This is a genomic window from Oxalobacteraceae bacterium OTU3CAMAD1 (assembly GCA_024123915.1).
Lineage (GTDB): Bacteria > Pseudomonadota > Gammaproteobacteria > Burkholderiales > Burkholderiaceae_D > Rugamonas.
Genome location: CP099650.1, coordinates 3,185,824 through 3,200,810 on the forward strand (window position 1 = coordinate 3,185,824; position 14,987 = coordinate 3,200,810).

Below are 14,987 nucleotides of genomic sequence, written 5' to 3' on the forward strand. Positions count from 1 at the left end.
GCGATGGCTGCGGCGGCGGTTCCGCCGATGGCCGGCGCCGCGACGCGTGCAGCCGCCACCGCACCGGTAGCCGACAAGGCTCCGCTGCGCCTGTTCCCACTGTCGGCGGTGCGCCTCACGGCAAGCCCCTTCCTGGAAGCCCAGCAAACGGACCTGCGCTACATCATGGCGCTGAACCCGGACCGCCTGCTCTCGCCGTTCCTGCGCGAAGCCGGCCTGACGCCGAAAGAGGCCACCTACGGCAACTGGGAATCGACAGGGCTGGATGGCCACATGGGCGGCCACTATCTGACCGCGCTGTCATTGATGTTCGCCGCCACCGGCGATGAGGAAGTTTTGAAGCGCCTGAATTACTGTGTGGCGGAACTCAAGCGCTGTCAGGCGAGCAACGGCGACGGCTACATCGGCGGCGTGCCGGGTGGCGAGGCCGCGTGGCGCGATATCGCGCAAGGCAAACTCCAGGCCGACGGTTTCTCCGTCAACGGCAAATGGGTCCCCTGGTACAACCTGCACAAGCTATACGCCGGCCTGCGCGACGCCTACGTCTACGCCGGCAATCAGGACGCGCGCGCGATGCTGATCGCGCTATGCGACTGGACGGTGGGACTGATCTCGCACCTGAGCGAAGAACAGATGCAAAACATGCTGCGCTGCGAACATGGCGGCATGAACGAAGTGCTGGCCGATGTCTCCGAGATGACCGGTCAGAAGAAATACATGGACCTGGCGATCCGCTTCTCGCACCAGGCCATCCTGCGCCCGCTGGAGGATGGCAAGGACCAGTTGACCGGCCTGCACGCCAACACCCAAATCCCGAAAGTGATTGGCTTCAAGCGCATCGGCGACATCACCGGCCGGCCCGACTGGCAAAAAGCCGCGCAGTTCTTCTGGCAAACCGTGCACGATCACCGCACCGTCGCCATCGGCGGCAATAGCGTCAAGGAGCACTTCCACGATCAGAATGACTTCTCGTCCATGATCGAGGAGGTCGAAGGCCCCGAGACCTGCAATACCTACAATATGCTCAAGCTCACCGGGTTGCTGTTCCTCGGCGACGCCAAGGGCAGCTACGCCGACTACTACGAGCGCGCGTTGTACAACCACATCCTGGGATCTCAGCGTCCGCACAGCGGCGGCTTTGTCTACTTCACGCCGATGCGGCCGAACCACTACCGCGTTTATTCGCAGCCGCAGCAGGGCATGTGGTGCTGCGTGGGCTCTGGCCTGGAGAGCCACGCCAAGTACGGCGAGTTCATTTACGCGCATCGGGGCGACAACCTGTATGTCAACCTGTTCATCCCTTCGACCTTGAACTGGCGCGAGCAGGGCGTATCCCTCCGCCAGTCCAACCGCTTCCCGGATGAAGGCAGCAGCACCATCACCGTCAAGGGCAACAAGACCTTCACCTTGAAGATCCGTTATCCGGAATGGGTGGCGCCGGGGGCGCTGCGCGTCTCCGTCAATGGCAAGCAGGTCGCGGCCAGCATCGGCGCCGACCGCTATGTCAGCGTCCGCCGCCAATGGCGCGACGGCGACAGGGTCGATATCGCCCTGCCGATGAAAACCCGGCTCGAACAGATGCCGGACAAGTCCAATTACTATGCCGTGCTGCACGGCCCCGTGGTGCTGGCGGCGAAGACCAATCCCTTCCCGGACGAGAAACTGGATTTCCTGGCCGACGACTCGCGTATGGGCCATATCGCCTCGGGGCCGGTCAGCCCGTTGCAGGCTTCCCCTGTGCTGGTCGACGACAGCCCGGCGTTCGAAGGCCGTTTCAAACCGGTGTCGGGCAGGCCGCTGACGTTTGTCGCCCCTGGACTGGTGGAGGGCAAGGATGGCAAGCAAGCCACCACCTTTGTGCCGTTCTTCCGGGTGCACGAATCGCGCTACATGGTTTATTGGCCGTATTCGACCGCGGCGGATCTGGCGGCCACGCGCGCCAAAGCCGCCGAGGACGAGAAGGCGCGGCTTGAATTGGACGCGCGCACCATCGACCAGGTGGCGCCGGGCGAACAGCAGCCGGAGTCGGACCACTTCTTCAAGGCCGAAGGCGGGGAATCCGGTCTGGCCAAGGGACGTCACTGGCGGCATGCGACCAACTGGTTCAGCTACGACCTGACCGACAAGAAGTCCGAAGCGCGCGCCTTGCGCCTGACATATTCGAAAGGGGATGCCGGCCGCAGGTTCGATATCCTGATCAACGGGCAGTTGCTGGCCGAGGTGAAGCTGGACGCCACGGCGCCGCAGGAGCTCTATGCCGTGGATTACCCGATTCCGCCGGCGCTGGTCGCGGCGGCGGGTGGAAAACTGGTGGTGAAATTTGTGGCCCGCAGCGGCTCCGTGGCCGGTGGGCTGTATGGCCTGCGCCTGCTGCGATGAGCAATTACCTGGCACTGCAAACCGATATCGAAACCGATATCGTACTTGACCAAAATATCATTGGATAGATATTTGTGTTTCTCATAGTATATGATCGATAAAACCATAAAAATCTAATCCGGAGACCTTGCTATGACATGCAATCGCAGAACCGTACTCAAAGCCGGCGTAGCTGCCGCTATCGTCGCCGCCTTCGGTAACGTCGGCCCGGCCTTCGCCGCCAAACCGCTGGTCATCGGCTTCTCGCAAGTCGGCGCCGAAAGCGAATGGCGCACCGCCAATACCGTCTCGATCAAGGACGCGGCCAAGAAGGAGGGCATCACCCTCAAATTCGCCGACGCCCAGCAGCGCCAGGAAAACCAGGTCAAGGCGATCCGCTCGTTCATCGCCCAGCGCGTCGATATCATCGCCTTCTCGCCGGTGGTGGAATCGGGTTGGGATACCGTTCTGCGCGAAGCGAAGGCAGCGAAAATTCCTGTCATCCTGACCGACCGCGCCGTCAATGTCACCGATCCGTCGTTGTATGTGACCTTCATCGGTTCCGATTTCGTCGAGGAAGGCCGCCTGGCCGCCCGCTGGCTGCTGGAACGCGCCAAGAAGACGCCAGACGCCACCTTCAACATCGTCGAACTGCAGGGCACCGTCGGCTCCGCGCCGGCGATTGATCGCCAGAAGGGCTTCGCCGAAGTCATCGCCGCCAATCCGAAGCTGAAGATCATCCGCTCGCAGACCGGCGACTTCACGCGCACCAAGGGCAAGGAAGTGATGGAAGCCTTCCTCAAGGCCGAGGGCAAGAAGATCAACGTGCTGTACGCGCACAACGACGACATGGCCATCGGCGCGATCCAGGCGATCGAGGAAGCCGGCATGAAGCCGGGCAAGGACATCCTTGTGATCTCGATCGACGGCGTGCGCGGCGCCTTCCAGGCGATGGTCGCCGGGAAGATGAACGTGACCGTCGAATGCAATCCGCTGTTCGGCCCACAGCTGATGCAGATCGCGCGCGACGTCGCCGCCAACAAGCCGGTACCCAAGCGCATTACGGTGCAAGAGGGCGTGTTCCCGGCCGAGGTGGCGGCCAAGGAATTCCCGAACCGCAAATACTGATAGCCTCCCGCGATGAGTACATTAGCGCAAGCCGCGTCTTCGACAGCGCCGGTGCTGGAGCTGCGCGGCATCAGCAAAGCCTTCCCCGGCGTCCAGGCCCTGAGCAACGTGGCGCTGAACCTGTATCCGGGCGAGGTTCACACGTTGATGGGGCAGAACGGCGCCGGAAAATCGACCCTGATCAAGGTGCTGACCGGCGTGTATGCGCCGGATCAGGGCGAGATCCTGCTCGATGGCCAGGCGATCTACCCGACGTCGACCCTCGATGCGCAGAACCTTGGCATCAGCACCGTCTACCAGGAAGTGAACCTGTGCCCGAACCTGTCGGTGGCCGAGAATATCTTCATCGGCCGCTATCCGCGCAAGTTCGGCGGCATCGACTGGCGCGGCATGCAGCAGCAGGCGGTCGAGCTGCTGGAGCGGATGCAGATCCGCATCGACGTGACCATGCCGTTGGCGCACTATCCGCTGGCGATCCAGCAGATGGTGGCGATTTCGCGCGCGTTGCTGGTGTCCGCCAAGGTGCTGATCCTCGACGAGCCGACGTCCAGTCTCGATGAGAAGGAAGTCGATCTGCTGTTCAGCGTTCTGCGCGGCCTGCGCGAGCAGGGCATGTCGATTTTGTTCGTCACCCACTTCCTCGACCAGACCTACGCCATCTCCGACCGCATCACCGTGATGCGCAACGGCGAGCGGGAAGGGGAGTACGCCTGCGCCGATCTGTCGCGGCTTGAATTGGTGAATAAAATGGTCGGCGCGCCGGCCGCCGCCGCGCCGGACGCCGCACCCGTGTCGCCGGCCGCAAACGATGACGCGGTCGCCGCCGCGCCATCGAAACTCAAGGCTTTCCTCAGCGCGCGTGGCCTCGGCCGCAAAGGCGCGCTGGCGCCGATGGATATCGAGATGCGCGAGGGCGAGCTGCTTGGCCTGGCCGGTTTGCTCGGCTCCGGCCGCACGGAGGCGGCGCGCCTGCTGTTCGGCGCCGACAAGGCCGACAGCGGCGCCATCACCATCGATGGCAAGGAGCATAGCTTCAATTCGCCGCGCGACGCCATCGCCGCCGGCATCGGTTTCTGTTCCGAGGACCGCAAGCACGAAGGCGCTATCCTCGACCTGTCCGTGCGCGAGAATGTCATTTTGGCTTTGCAAGCCCGCATGGGGTTGACCCGCGCGATCCCGCTCAAACGCCAGCAGCAACTGGCGGAAGAATATGTCAAGGCGCTCGGCATCAAGACCGCCAGCATCGAGACGCCTATCGGCACGCTCTCCGGCGGCAACCAGCAGAAGGTGTTGTTGGCGCGCTGGCTGGCGACGGAACCGAAAATGCTGATCCTGGACGAGCCTACGCGCGGCATCGACGTGCGCGCCAAGCAGGAGATCATGGATTACGTGGTCAAATTGTGCCGCAAGGGCATGTCGATCCTGTTCATCTCGTCCGAGCTGCCGGAGGTGCTGCGTTGCAGCGATCGTATCGTCGTCATGCGCGACCGTAAAGCCGGTGGCGAGTATCCGCGTGGAGCGCTTGATGAAACCTCGGTGCTGCACGTGATCGCGGCCGAAGGGGCGCACGCAAAATGAGCGAAATGAAAATGAGCATAGTGCGGCATCCACTTTTCCGGCCGCTGGCGGCGCTGGCGATCCTGCTGCTGATCGACCTGCTGCTGATCCCCGGCTTCTTCCACATCGAGATCAAGGACGGCCACCTTTACGGCAGCTTGATCGATATCGCCAACCGCGCGGCGCCGCTGGCACTCGCCGCCATCGGCATGACCCTGGTCATCGCCACGCGCGGCATCGACATCTCGGTCGGCGCGGTGGTCGCCATCAGCGGTACGGTCGCCTCGATGCTGATCGGCGGCACCATGGTGATGAACAACGGCGTGCCCGAATACGTCGCTAATACGCCGATGGTGTGGGCGCTGTGCGCCGCCATGGGCGCGGCGCTGCTGTGCGGCGCCTGGAACGGCGTATTGGTCGCGGGCCTCGGCCTGCAACCCATCGTCGCCACCTTGATCCTGATGGTGGCGGGGCGTGGCCTGGCGCAGTTGCTGACGGACGGCCAGATCGTCACCGTCTACTACGAGCCGTTCTTCTTCCTCGGCAGCGGCTATCTGTTTGGCCTGCCGTTCTCGCTGTACATCGTCGCCGCCGTCTTCGTCGTGACGTTCCTGTTGATGCGCAAGACGGCGCTCGGCCTGTTCATCCAGTCGGTCGGCATCAACCCGGTGGCCGCGCGCCTGGCCGGCTTGAAGACCGCCACCCTGATCTTCTTCGTCTACCTGTTCTGCAGCGCCTGCGCGGGCCTGTCCGGCCTGATGATCAGCGCGAACATCAAGAGCGCGGACGCCAACAACGCCGGCCTGCTGTTGGAACTGGACGCGATCCTGGCGGTGACCCTGGGCGGCACCTCGCTGGCGGGCGGTAAATTCAGCCTGGCCGGCAGCGTGATCGGCGCCTTGATCATTCAGACGCTGACCTACACCATCTACTCGCTCGGCCTGCCGCCGGAAGTGAACATGGTCGTCAAATCGGTGGTCGTGTTCCTGGTCTGTATTTCACAGTCGGCCGAGTTCAAAAACATGTGGCGCCGCGTCTTCCCGGCCCGCTCGAAAGGAATCGCAGCATGAGCGCAACCGTCATGAGCGGCGCCGTCGCCGGCGCCAAGCCTTCCCACCCGCGCGGCCTGACCTCTTCGCCGTATTTCACCTCGCTGGTGACGGTGATGCTGCTGGCGGTGCTGCTGGTGGCCGGCGGCGCCGCCTATCCGGGTTTCCTGTCGCTGCAGGTGATGTTCAACCTGTTGATCGACAACGCCTTCCTGCTGGTGATCGCCATCGGCATGAGCTTTGTGATCCTCTCGGGCGGCATCGACCTGTCGGTCGGCTCGGTGCTGGCGCTGACGACAATGGTGTCGGCCTGGCTGCTGCAAACATGGCACGTGCCGCCGCTGCTGGTGATCGCCATCTCACTAGTGATGGGCGCCGGCTTCGGCGCGGCCATGGGCGCCATCATCCATTATTTCAAGCTGCAACCGTTCATCGTCACCTTGGCCGGCATGTTCCTGGCGCGCGGGCTGTGCTACCTGATCAGCATTAACTCGATCACCATCGAGGACCCGTTCTTCGTCGCCATGTCGCAGACGCAGGTGCCGGTGCTGGGCGGTTTCCTGTCGCCGGGCGCGCTGATCGCGCTGGCGATGCTGGCCGTCGCCATCTATGTCGCTCACTGCACGCCGTTCGGCCGCGCCATCTACGCCGTCGGCGGCAACGAGCAGTCGGCGCTGATGATGGGACTGCGCGTGGCGCGCACCAAGGTCCTGATCTACGCGTTCAGCGGCTTTTGCGCGGCGCTGGCCGGCGTGCTGTTCTCGTTCTATATGCTGTCCGGTTACGGCCTGCATGCGCAGGGCACGGAGCTGGACGCCATCGCGGCGGTCGTCATCGGCGGCACCTTGCTGACCGGCGGCTACGGCTATGTCGCCGGCGCGCTGTCCGGCGTGCTGGTGCTCGGGACCATCCAAACGCTGATCGCCTTCGACGGCACCCTCAGCTCGTGGTGGACCAAGATCGTCATCGGCGGTCTGCTGTTTGTATTCTGCGTCGTGCAGCGCCTGATGGCGATTGGCGCGACCGCAAAAAAATAAGATCAACCTGGAGAGAGCTTTGAAAACGAAACTGATGAAATTTGCCGCTATCGCAGCGGCGGGGATGGCTTTTGCCGCGATAAACAGCGCAAACAGCGCGCAGGCGGCCAATCCGATGTTCCCGAAACTGTTCACGGCCGATCCGTCGGCGTACGTCGACGGTGGCACGGTCTACCTGTACGTGGGCATCGACAGCGCCTCGGTCAAGGACAAGGACTACGTGATGAAGGAATGGCGCGTCTACAGCAGCTGCGACATGAAGAACTGGAAGGATCTCGGCTCGCCGCTCAAACCGTCCGCCTTCAAATGGGCCATCGGCAAAGTGGACGCCTGGGCCGCCGACGTCACCAAGCGCAATGGTAAATACTACTTCTATTCGACGGTCGATCATGCGACCATCCCCGGCCGCGCCATCGGCGTGGCGGTGTCCGACAAGCCGGAAGGCCCGTTCGTCGACGCGCGCGGTTCGGCGCTGGTCACCAACAACATGACCCTCGAAGCGCCGATCGCATGGGACGACATCGATCCGGGCGTGTTCGTCGACGACGACGGCCAGGCGTATCTGTACTGGGGTAATACGGTGCTCAAATACGCCAAGCTCAAACCGAATATGACCGAATTCGATGGTCCGATCCACACGGTGGGCATGGACCGCTTCACCGAGGCGCCGTATATGCACAAGCACAAGGGCGTGTACTACCTGTCGTATTCGCGCGACTTCCCGGAGACCACTGCCTACATGATGTCGAACAGCCCGATCGGCCCGTGGAAGTTCGGCGGCGTGATCATGGAGAAGAACGCCAAGGTCAAGACCATTCACCAGGCGATCGTCGAATTCAACGGCAAGAACTACATCTTCTACCATAACGACAAGCTGCCGACCGGCGGCGAGTATCGTCGCTCGGTGGCGGTGGAGGAGTTCCAGTACAACGCCGACGGCACCATCCCGTTCATCAAGCAAACCAAGGAAGGGCCGGCGGCCAATCCTAGTTCGGCTTGCAAGTGATATTGAAACGATGGGTTTTGATGCAAATTCAATACCCATCGTGATATCATTTTCCTATGGATACTAATTCGAACTGGTTCCTGCGCGCGCGCCTCAAAACGCGCCAGCTGCTGCTGCTGATCGCGCTGGACGAACAACGCAACATCCACCGTGCCTCGGAGGATCTGCACATGACGCAGCCCGCCGCGTCCAAGCAGCTCAAGGACCTGGAGGAGATGCTCGGCGTGCAGCTGTTCGACCGTCTGCCGCGCGGCATGGAGCCGACCATCTACGGCGAGACGATGATACGCCACGCCCGCATGGCGCTGACCAGCCTCTCGCTGGCGCACGAGGACATCGTCGCCATCAAGGCCGGCCTGACCGGGCAGGTGGATATCGGCACCATCATGACGCCGGGGATCTCGCTGCTGCCGCAAGCGATAACGCGCACCAAGCAGGCGTCGCCGCGCCTGCGCATCGGCGTCGAGATGGAGCAGTCCAACATCCTGCTGGAGCAGTTGCAGCGCGGCCGGCTCGATTTCATGATCGGCCGCATTCCAGAGCGTCAAAGCGCGCAGGGGCTGGCCTACGAGGAGTTGGGCGACGAGCCGGCGTGCGCGGTGGTGCGTCCCGGGCATCCGCTGCTCAAGGCGCGCAACCTGCAGCTGCGCGACATCGCCGGGCAGCCGTGGATCCTGCCGCCGCAGGGCAGCATCCTGCGCGCGCGCTGCGAATTGATGTTCCGCCGCGCGGGCCTGGAAGTGCCGGGCAACGTGGTCGACACCACGGCGGTGCTGCTGATTAAGCCGCTGTTGCAGCAGACCGACGCGCTCAATGTGATGCCGATCGCGGTGGCCAAGTATTACGAGTCGCAGGGTGTGCTCAACATCCTGCCGATCGAGCTGCCGTGCCGCATGGACGCTTTCGGCATCATCACGGTGGACGGCCACCTGATGTCCCCGGGCGCGGCGCTGCTGCTGCGCTATGTGCGGGAAGTGGCGAAAGACATCTACCAGATAGCCTGACCCGCTAAGTTAAAGCGATTTTCGTAGGGCGGATTGGGCGCAACGCCGTAATCCGCCATGAGCCGCCGACGGAGCTTGGCGGATTACGCTGCGCTAATCCGCCCTACGTGATTTAGATGAGCGCTAAAGTTAGCGACATTACGTTCAGGCGGCCATTTTTGCCATCTCGCGGCACGAGTGCTCGCATACCTCGCAGGCGCGCAAGCATTCTTCCATCCCATCCAGGTCGCGGCAACTCAGGGCGCACGCGTGGCATACCTCGGCGCACAGGCCGCACAGGCGGTCGGCGAACGGCGAGCCGCTCAGCTGGAGGTTGGCCGACAGCTCGCACACTGCCGCGCAATCGAACATCAACCGCAGGTGGTCCGGCGCCACGTGGCGCCCGCCCATTTGCAGGCAGTGCGTCATCGCGGTCTGCAGGCAGGCCTGATGACAGTTGGTGCAGGCGTCGATACAGTCCTGCATGTTGGTCACGGTATCCATGGCGTTCCTTTCTTTTCCACGTTGACTAAAACTACATGGTAGGCCGGCGCGAGCGAGGCCTCTGTGCGCGGACTCTCTTTAAGAATTGTTGACTGAGTCAATCATATTGCGCATACTTAACCCATCTACATCGATGGGAAAGACCATGCACGACACACTTTTCGACGACCGGGTCGCCGACGTCCGGGCCTTCAACCGCTTCTTCACGCGCCAGATCGGCGTGCTCCGCGAAGGCCTGCTGCACAGCGAATACACGCTCACCGAAATGCGCGTGCTATACGAACTGGCCAACCAGGGCGACCAGCCGGCGTCCGCTCTGGGGCGCGACCTCGGACTGGATCGCGGGTATCTGAGCCGCATCCTGGCCAGGTTCGAAAGCCAGGGACTGGTGGCCAAGGTGCCGTCGCCCACCGACGGCCGCGCCAAGCTGCTGCATCTGACCGAACATGGCCGCGCCCTGTACGAACCGCTGGACCGCCGCTCGCGCGAGGAGGTCGGCGATCTGCTGTCGCGCCTTGAGGAGCCGGACCAGCTGCGCATGCTCGAGGCGATGCGCACCATCCGCCAACTGCTCGATACCGGCAGCGGCATGAAATACGCCCAGCCCTTCGTCCTGCGCCCGCACCGTCCCGGCGATATGGAGTGGATTACGCGGCGCCACGGCGCGCTGTACGCGGCCGCGCAAGGCTGGGACGCCAGCTTCGAGACCCTGGTCGGCGGGATCTGCGCCGATTTCGAACGGCATTTCGACCCGGCGCTGGAGCATTGCTGGATCGCCGAGATGGGCGGTGAGCGGGTCGGTTCGATCGCCGTGGCGCGCGGCGGCGAGGAGGGCGTCGCCAAGCTTCGCTTGCTGCTGGTCGAGGACAAGGCGCGCGGCGCCGGTCTCGGTTCGCGGCTGGTCGATGAATGCCATCGTTTCGCCAGGGCCGCCGGCTACCGGAAGATGCGTTTGTGGACCACCGACCAGCAAAAGGAGGCGCGCCAGATCTATGTCGCCAAAGGTTATGTGCTGGTCGCGCGCGAGCCGGTGCGCGCCTTCGGCCACGATATGGTCAACGAAACCTGGGAATTGACGCTGTAAGTTCGAGACCCCCGAATTGCCTGCCCGGTGAATTATCTGGCACTATTGCCGGATTGATCTGATTTCCGGGAATCGTATGCAAAAGAGCAGGTTGACGGTGTGGTCCAGGCGGATCTTGTTGGTGGCGGTGGCGTTGCTGGTCTTGGCGCTGTTGGGGGTATGGTTGTATTTGCGCGGAAGCCTGTCTCAACTGGATGGCACGCGGCAGGCGGCGGGGCTGGAAACCACGGCAAGCGTCGCGCGCGACGAGCGCGGCGTACCGGTAATCAGCGGCGGCAGCCGGCTCGATGTCGCCTACGCCACCGGTTTCGTGCATGCGCAGGAGCGCTACTTCCAGATGGATTTGCTGCGCCGGGCCGCGGCCGGCGAATTGTCCGAGCTGTTTGGCGCGCGCGCGCTGCCGATGGACAAAGCGCGCCGGTTCCACCGCTTCCGCGCCCGCGCCGATCTGGCGTTCAAGTCCCTGTCCGCGCAGGACCGCGCGCTGCTGGACCGCTACGCCGCCGGCGTTAACGCCGGCCTGGGCGCGTTGAGCACCAAACCATTCGAATACGCGCTGGTCGGCATGCCGCCGCGCGCCTGGTTGGCGACCGATTCGCTGCTGGTGATCTGGGCGATGTATTTCGATCTGCAAGGCAGCCTGCTACCGCGCGAACTCGCGCGCGGTTGGTTCGCCGAGCATGCGTCCGAGGAGCAGCGCGCCTTCCTGGCGCCGGAATCGACGCAGTGGGATGCGCCGCTCGACGCCGACAAGGTGCCGGGCGAACCGCCACCGATTCCGGCGGCGGCGCCGGCGTGGTGGGGCAAACCCGGAACCGCCGGCACGGCGCCGTTGTCGAAAATGGCGTTCGCGCCTTTGCCCGCCGAGATGCTCAACACCGTCGGCAGCAACAACTGGGCGGTGGCGGGCAGCCGCAGCGACAGCGGCGGCGCCATCGTCTCCGACGATATGCATCTGGGCATACAGCTGCCCACCATCTGGTACCGCGCCGCCTTGCAGTTCCCGGACGCGAAGGGCGGCCAGCGCCGCGTGGTCGGCGTCACCTTGCCCGGCACGCCGGTGGTGGTGGCAGGGAGTAATGGCCATGTCGCCTGGGGCTTCACCAACAGCTACGGCGATTATCTGGACCTGATCGCGCTCGAAGCCGATCCGGCCAAGCCCGGGCAAGTGCTCACGCAGAGCGGCTGGGAGACGCCGTCGGAGCACCAGGAGACCATATTGGTCAAGGGCGCGCCGGCCGAAACGCTGGTGGTGCGCGAAACCTCGCTCGGCCCGATCCGCGAAGCGATGGGCCGCAGCTACGCGGTGCATTGGACCGCGCACACGCTGGCGGCCGTCAACGTGAACGTCCAGAAGCTGGAGGGCGCCGATACGCTGGACCAGGCCTTGGCGATCGCGCCGACCCTTGGCATTCCGGCGCAGAACTTCGTCGGCGGCGACGACAAGGGCAACATCGGCTGGACCGTCGCCGGTCCGCTGCCGCGCCGCGCGCCGGCCGGCGTGGAGATCACCTATCCATTGAGCGCCGACGACAAGGCCGGCGTGTGGGATGGCTGGCTGACGCCGGCCGAATATCCGAAGGTGGTCAATCCCGCCAGCGGCCAGCTGGCCACCGCCAACAGCCGTCAGCTGGCCGGCGCCGGCGCGGCGTTCCTCGGCGACGGCGGCTTCGATCTGGGCGCCCGCACGCACCAGGTGCGCGAGGACCTGACGGCGCTGGGCGCGAAGACCGACGTCAAGAAGGTCTACGCCATCGCGCTGGACGACCGCGCGGTGTTCCTGACGCCGTGGCGCAAGCGCGCCATCGCGGCGCTCGACGGCAAGGCGGTCGCCGACCATCCGCGCCGCGCCGAAGCGCTGGAGCTGTTGAAAACCAGTTGGACCGGCAGGGCCAGCGTCGACTCGGTGGGCTACCGCATCACGCGTGCTTATATGTACGCGCTGTACGACATCCTGTTCGAGAACGCCGACCAGCAGATGGCCGCGATCGATCCGAAAGCGAGTATGGCGGCCATCAGCGCGCGCTGGCCGGTGGTGCTGGCGCGCCTGCTGGACGCGCAGCCGCCCGGATGGCTGCCGCCGCAGTTCGCCGACTGGCAGGTCTTGCAACTGACGGCGCTGGACCGCGTGATCGCCGATCTGACCAAGGACGGCGAGCCGTTTTCGGAGGCCACCTGGGGCAGGCGCAATACCGCCGCCAGCGCCCATCCGATGGCGTCGGCGCTGCCGGTGGTCGGCCGTTTCCTGAAGGTGGCGCCGGACATGTTGTCGGGCGACCAGCACATGCCGCGCGTGGCCGGACCGACGTTCGGACAGTCCGAACGCATGACGGTGACGCCGGGGCGCGAGCAGGAAGGCATATTTAATATGCCGGCGGGCCAGAGCGGCCATCCCTTGTCGCCGAATTTCCTCGGCGGACGCGAGGATTGGCTCGGCGCACGCGAGTCGCCGTTGCTGCCGGGGCCGGTGAAGCACACGCTGACGTTCGTGAAGTAAAGGCAGAACTAACCCGGCATCCCGACGCTCTAACCTGCAGGACGCAATGTGCGGTGCGTTGCGTCGCGGCACGGGGAGGCGGCGATGGATGACGGACCGGTGGTGTTGGGCATAAACCGAACGCAGGACGCCAGCGCTTGCCTGCTGCGCGGCTCGACCTTGCAGTGGGCGGTGCAGAAGGAGCGGCTGAGCCGTGTCAAGCATCACTGGGGCCGGCCGGGCGATCTGCAAGACTATTACGCGGCGCGCCTGCCGGGACTGGACGCGCCGGTCGACGTGCTGGTCGAATGTTATTCGTCCGACGCCGAGATCGACAATCTGGTCGCCTACGAGCGCGAGCTGGCCACGACCCTGAAGCTGGCGCCGCACGCGCGCCGCGCCCGCATCTCGCACCATGCGGCGCATTTATATAGCGCCTTCCATCCGTCGCCGTTCACGCGGGCCGCGGTCATGGTCATCGACGGCCAGGGCAGCGCGGTCGTCGATTTCACCGAGCATTGGGCCGACGCGGCCGCCGTGCCGGGCCACTGGCGCGAGGTGTCGTCGTTTTATATGGCCGCCCGCGACCATGTCGGGCGCATCGATTGCATCGGCAAGCAGCTGTGGGAGCGCGACGAGCAACAGCCCGCCGGCCTCGGCATGTTCTATTTCATGCTGACCCAGGCGATTTTTCCCGGCGAGGGCAACGAGGGCAAGGTGATGGGCCTGGCGCCGTTCGGCGACCCTTATGCGCTGGGCATGCCGCCGCTCGAAGTCGACGGCTGCCGGGTGTTCATGCCGGATCGCTGGCGCGCGCTGCTGGCCGAGCGCGAGCGCTTCCGCTACGCGCCGACGGGCGGCGGCGTCCTCCAGGACATCGCCAATCTGGCGGCGGCGGGCCAGTCCGCCTTCGAGGACGCGCTGTTGCAGGTGGCGCGCTGGCTGCACGCGCGCACCGGCGCCGACCAGTTGTGCTTTGCCGGCGGCACCGCGCTTAATTGTTCGGTCAACGAGCGGCTGCTGTGCGAAACGCCGTTTCGCTCGCTGTTCATCCCGCCGACGCCGGGCGACGGCGGCACCGCGCTCGGTTGCGCCGTCTACGGCCTGACCGAACTGGCCGAACGCCGCTGCGATTTCCGCTGGCGCGACGATTATCTGGGACCGCCGCCGGATGACGCCGATATCGAGGCGGCGCTGCGCGACGCCGACGACCTGCTGGTCGAGCGCCTGGATAGCCGGGAGGCCTTGTGCGCGCGCATGGTCGATCTGCTGGCCGACAACAAGGCGCTGGCGCTGTTCCAGGGGCGCAGCGAATTCGGCCCGCGCGCGCTGGGACACCGCAGCATACTGGCCGATCCGCGCGGCGAGCGGATGCGGGACTGGATCAACGCCCGCGTCAAGCAGCGCGAATGGTTTCGGCCGCTGGCGCCGGCGGTGCTGCTGGAGCGGGCCGGCGAATACTTCGACCTGATGCATCCGGCGCCGTTCATGCAATTCGCGGTGCCGGTCACCCCGTTCGGCGCCCAGCGGCTGGGCGCCACCACGCACATCGACCGCAGCGCCCGACTGCAAAGCGTGGGGCCGGATGACGACCCCTTGCTGCGCGCATTGCTGCTGGCGTTCGAGGCGCGCACCGGCGTGCCGGTGCTGCTCAACACATCGTTCAACCGCAAGGACGAACCGATCGTCGAGACACCATCGGAGGCGGTGGAGGCGTTCCGTGCCACGCCGCTGCATGCGCTGGCAATGCCACCCTACTTGGTGCGCAAAAGGGTGGAACCCGATGCACCGTTCTGAGGGCGCGC

11 protein-coding genes are annotated in these 14,987 nt (G+C 64.7%); 10 read left to right on the plus strand and 1 reads right to left on the minus strand.

All coding sequences use genetic code 11. The features are described 5' to 3' along the window. Positions 1 to 27: 27 nt before the first annotated feature. The 7 genes from NHH88_13765 (at position 28) to NHH88_13795 (ending at position 9,139) form a co-directional block, all read left to right on the plus strand. Positions 28 to 2,379: a glycoside hydrolase family 127 protein gene (locus tag NHH88_13765; protein ID USX17342.1), complete on the plus strand. Its 2,352-nt coding sequence runs from the start codon at positions 28 to 30 to the stop codon at positions 2,377 to 2,379. A 132-nt stretch (positions 2,380 to 2,511) separates the two neighbouring features. Then, positions 2,512 to 3,486: an ABC transporter substrate-binding protein gene (locus NHH88_13770; protein ID USX16785.1), complete on the plus strand. Its 975-nt coding sequence runs from the start codon at positions 2,512 to 2,514 to the stop codon at positions 3,484 to 3,486. Between the two features lie 12 nt (positions 3,487 to 3,498). Then, entirely contained in the window at positions 3,499 to 5,064 is a 1,566-nt protein-coding gene (locus tag NHH88_13775) for a sugar ABC transporter ATP-binding protein (protein ID USX16786.1), read from the plus strand. 11 nt (positions 5,065 to 5,075) lie between these two features. After that, on the plus strand, positions 5,076 to 6,113 hold the full coding sequence (locus NHH88_13780; GenBank protein ID USX17343.1) for an ABC transporter permease: 1,038 nt from the start codon (positions 5,076 to 5,078) through the stop codon (positions 6,111 to 6,113). Positions 6,114 to 6,124: 11 nt separating this feature from the next. Then, the gene (gene yjfF, locus NHH88_13785; GenBank protein ID USX17344.1) at positions 6,125 to 7,129 is read left to right on the plus strand and encodes a sugar ABC transporter permease YjfF; all 1,005 of its coding nucleotides are present in this window, start codon (positions 6,125 to 6,127) and stop codon (positions 7,127 to 7,129) included. Between the two features lie 34 nt (positions 7,130 to 7,163). Continuing rightward, positions 7,164 to 8,135 (plus strand): glycoside hydrolase family 43 protein, encoded by a 972-nt coding sequence (locus NHH88_13790; protein ID USX16787.1) that lies wholly within the window; start codon positions 7,164 to 7,166, stop codon positions 8,133 to 8,135. A 56-nt stretch (positions 8,136 to 8,191) separates the two neighbouring features. Further along, entirely contained in the window at positions 8,192 to 9,139 is a 948-nt protein-coding gene (locus NHH88_13795) for a LysR family transcriptional regulator (GenBank protein ID USX16788.1), read from the plus strand. 144 nt (positions 9,140 to 9,283) lie between these two features. On the opposite strand, the gene NHH88_13800 is transcribed toward NHH88_13795, so the two are convergent. Next, a complete protein-coding gene (locus NHH88_13800; GenBank protein USX16789.1) occupies positions 9,284 to 9,622 on the minus strand; it encodes a four-helix bundle copper-binding protein in 339 nt (112 codons plus the stop codon). 145 nt (positions 9,623 to 9,767) lie between these two features. Between NHH88_13800 and NHH88_13805 the strand changes: the two genes are divergently transcribed. The 3 genes from NHH88_13805 (at position 9,768) to NHH88_13815 (ending at position 14,979) form a co-directional block, all read left to right on the plus strand. After that, complete coding sequence (locus NHH88_13805) at positions 9,768 to 10,706, plus strand: bifunctional helix-turn-helix transcriptional regulator/GNAT family N-acetyltransferase (GenBank protein ID USX16790.1); 939 nt, start codon at positions 9,768 to 9,770, stop codon at positions 10,704 to 10,706. Between the two features lie 76 nt (positions 10,707 to 10,782). Continuing rightward, positions 10,783 to 13,203, plus strand: coding sequence for a penicillin acylase family protein (locus tag NHH88_13810; GenBank protein ID USX16791.1), 2,421 nt, complete (start codon positions 10,783 to 10,785; stop codon positions 13,201 to 13,203). A gap of 84 nt (positions 13,204 to 13,287) precedes the next feature. Beyond that, positions 13,288 to 14,979 (plus strand): carbamoyltransferase, encoded by a 1,692-nt coding sequence (locus NHH88_13815; protein USX16792.1) that lies wholly within the window; start codon positions 13,288 to 13,290, stop codon positions 14,977 to 14,979. Positions 14,980 to 14,987: the final 8 nt, after the last annotated feature.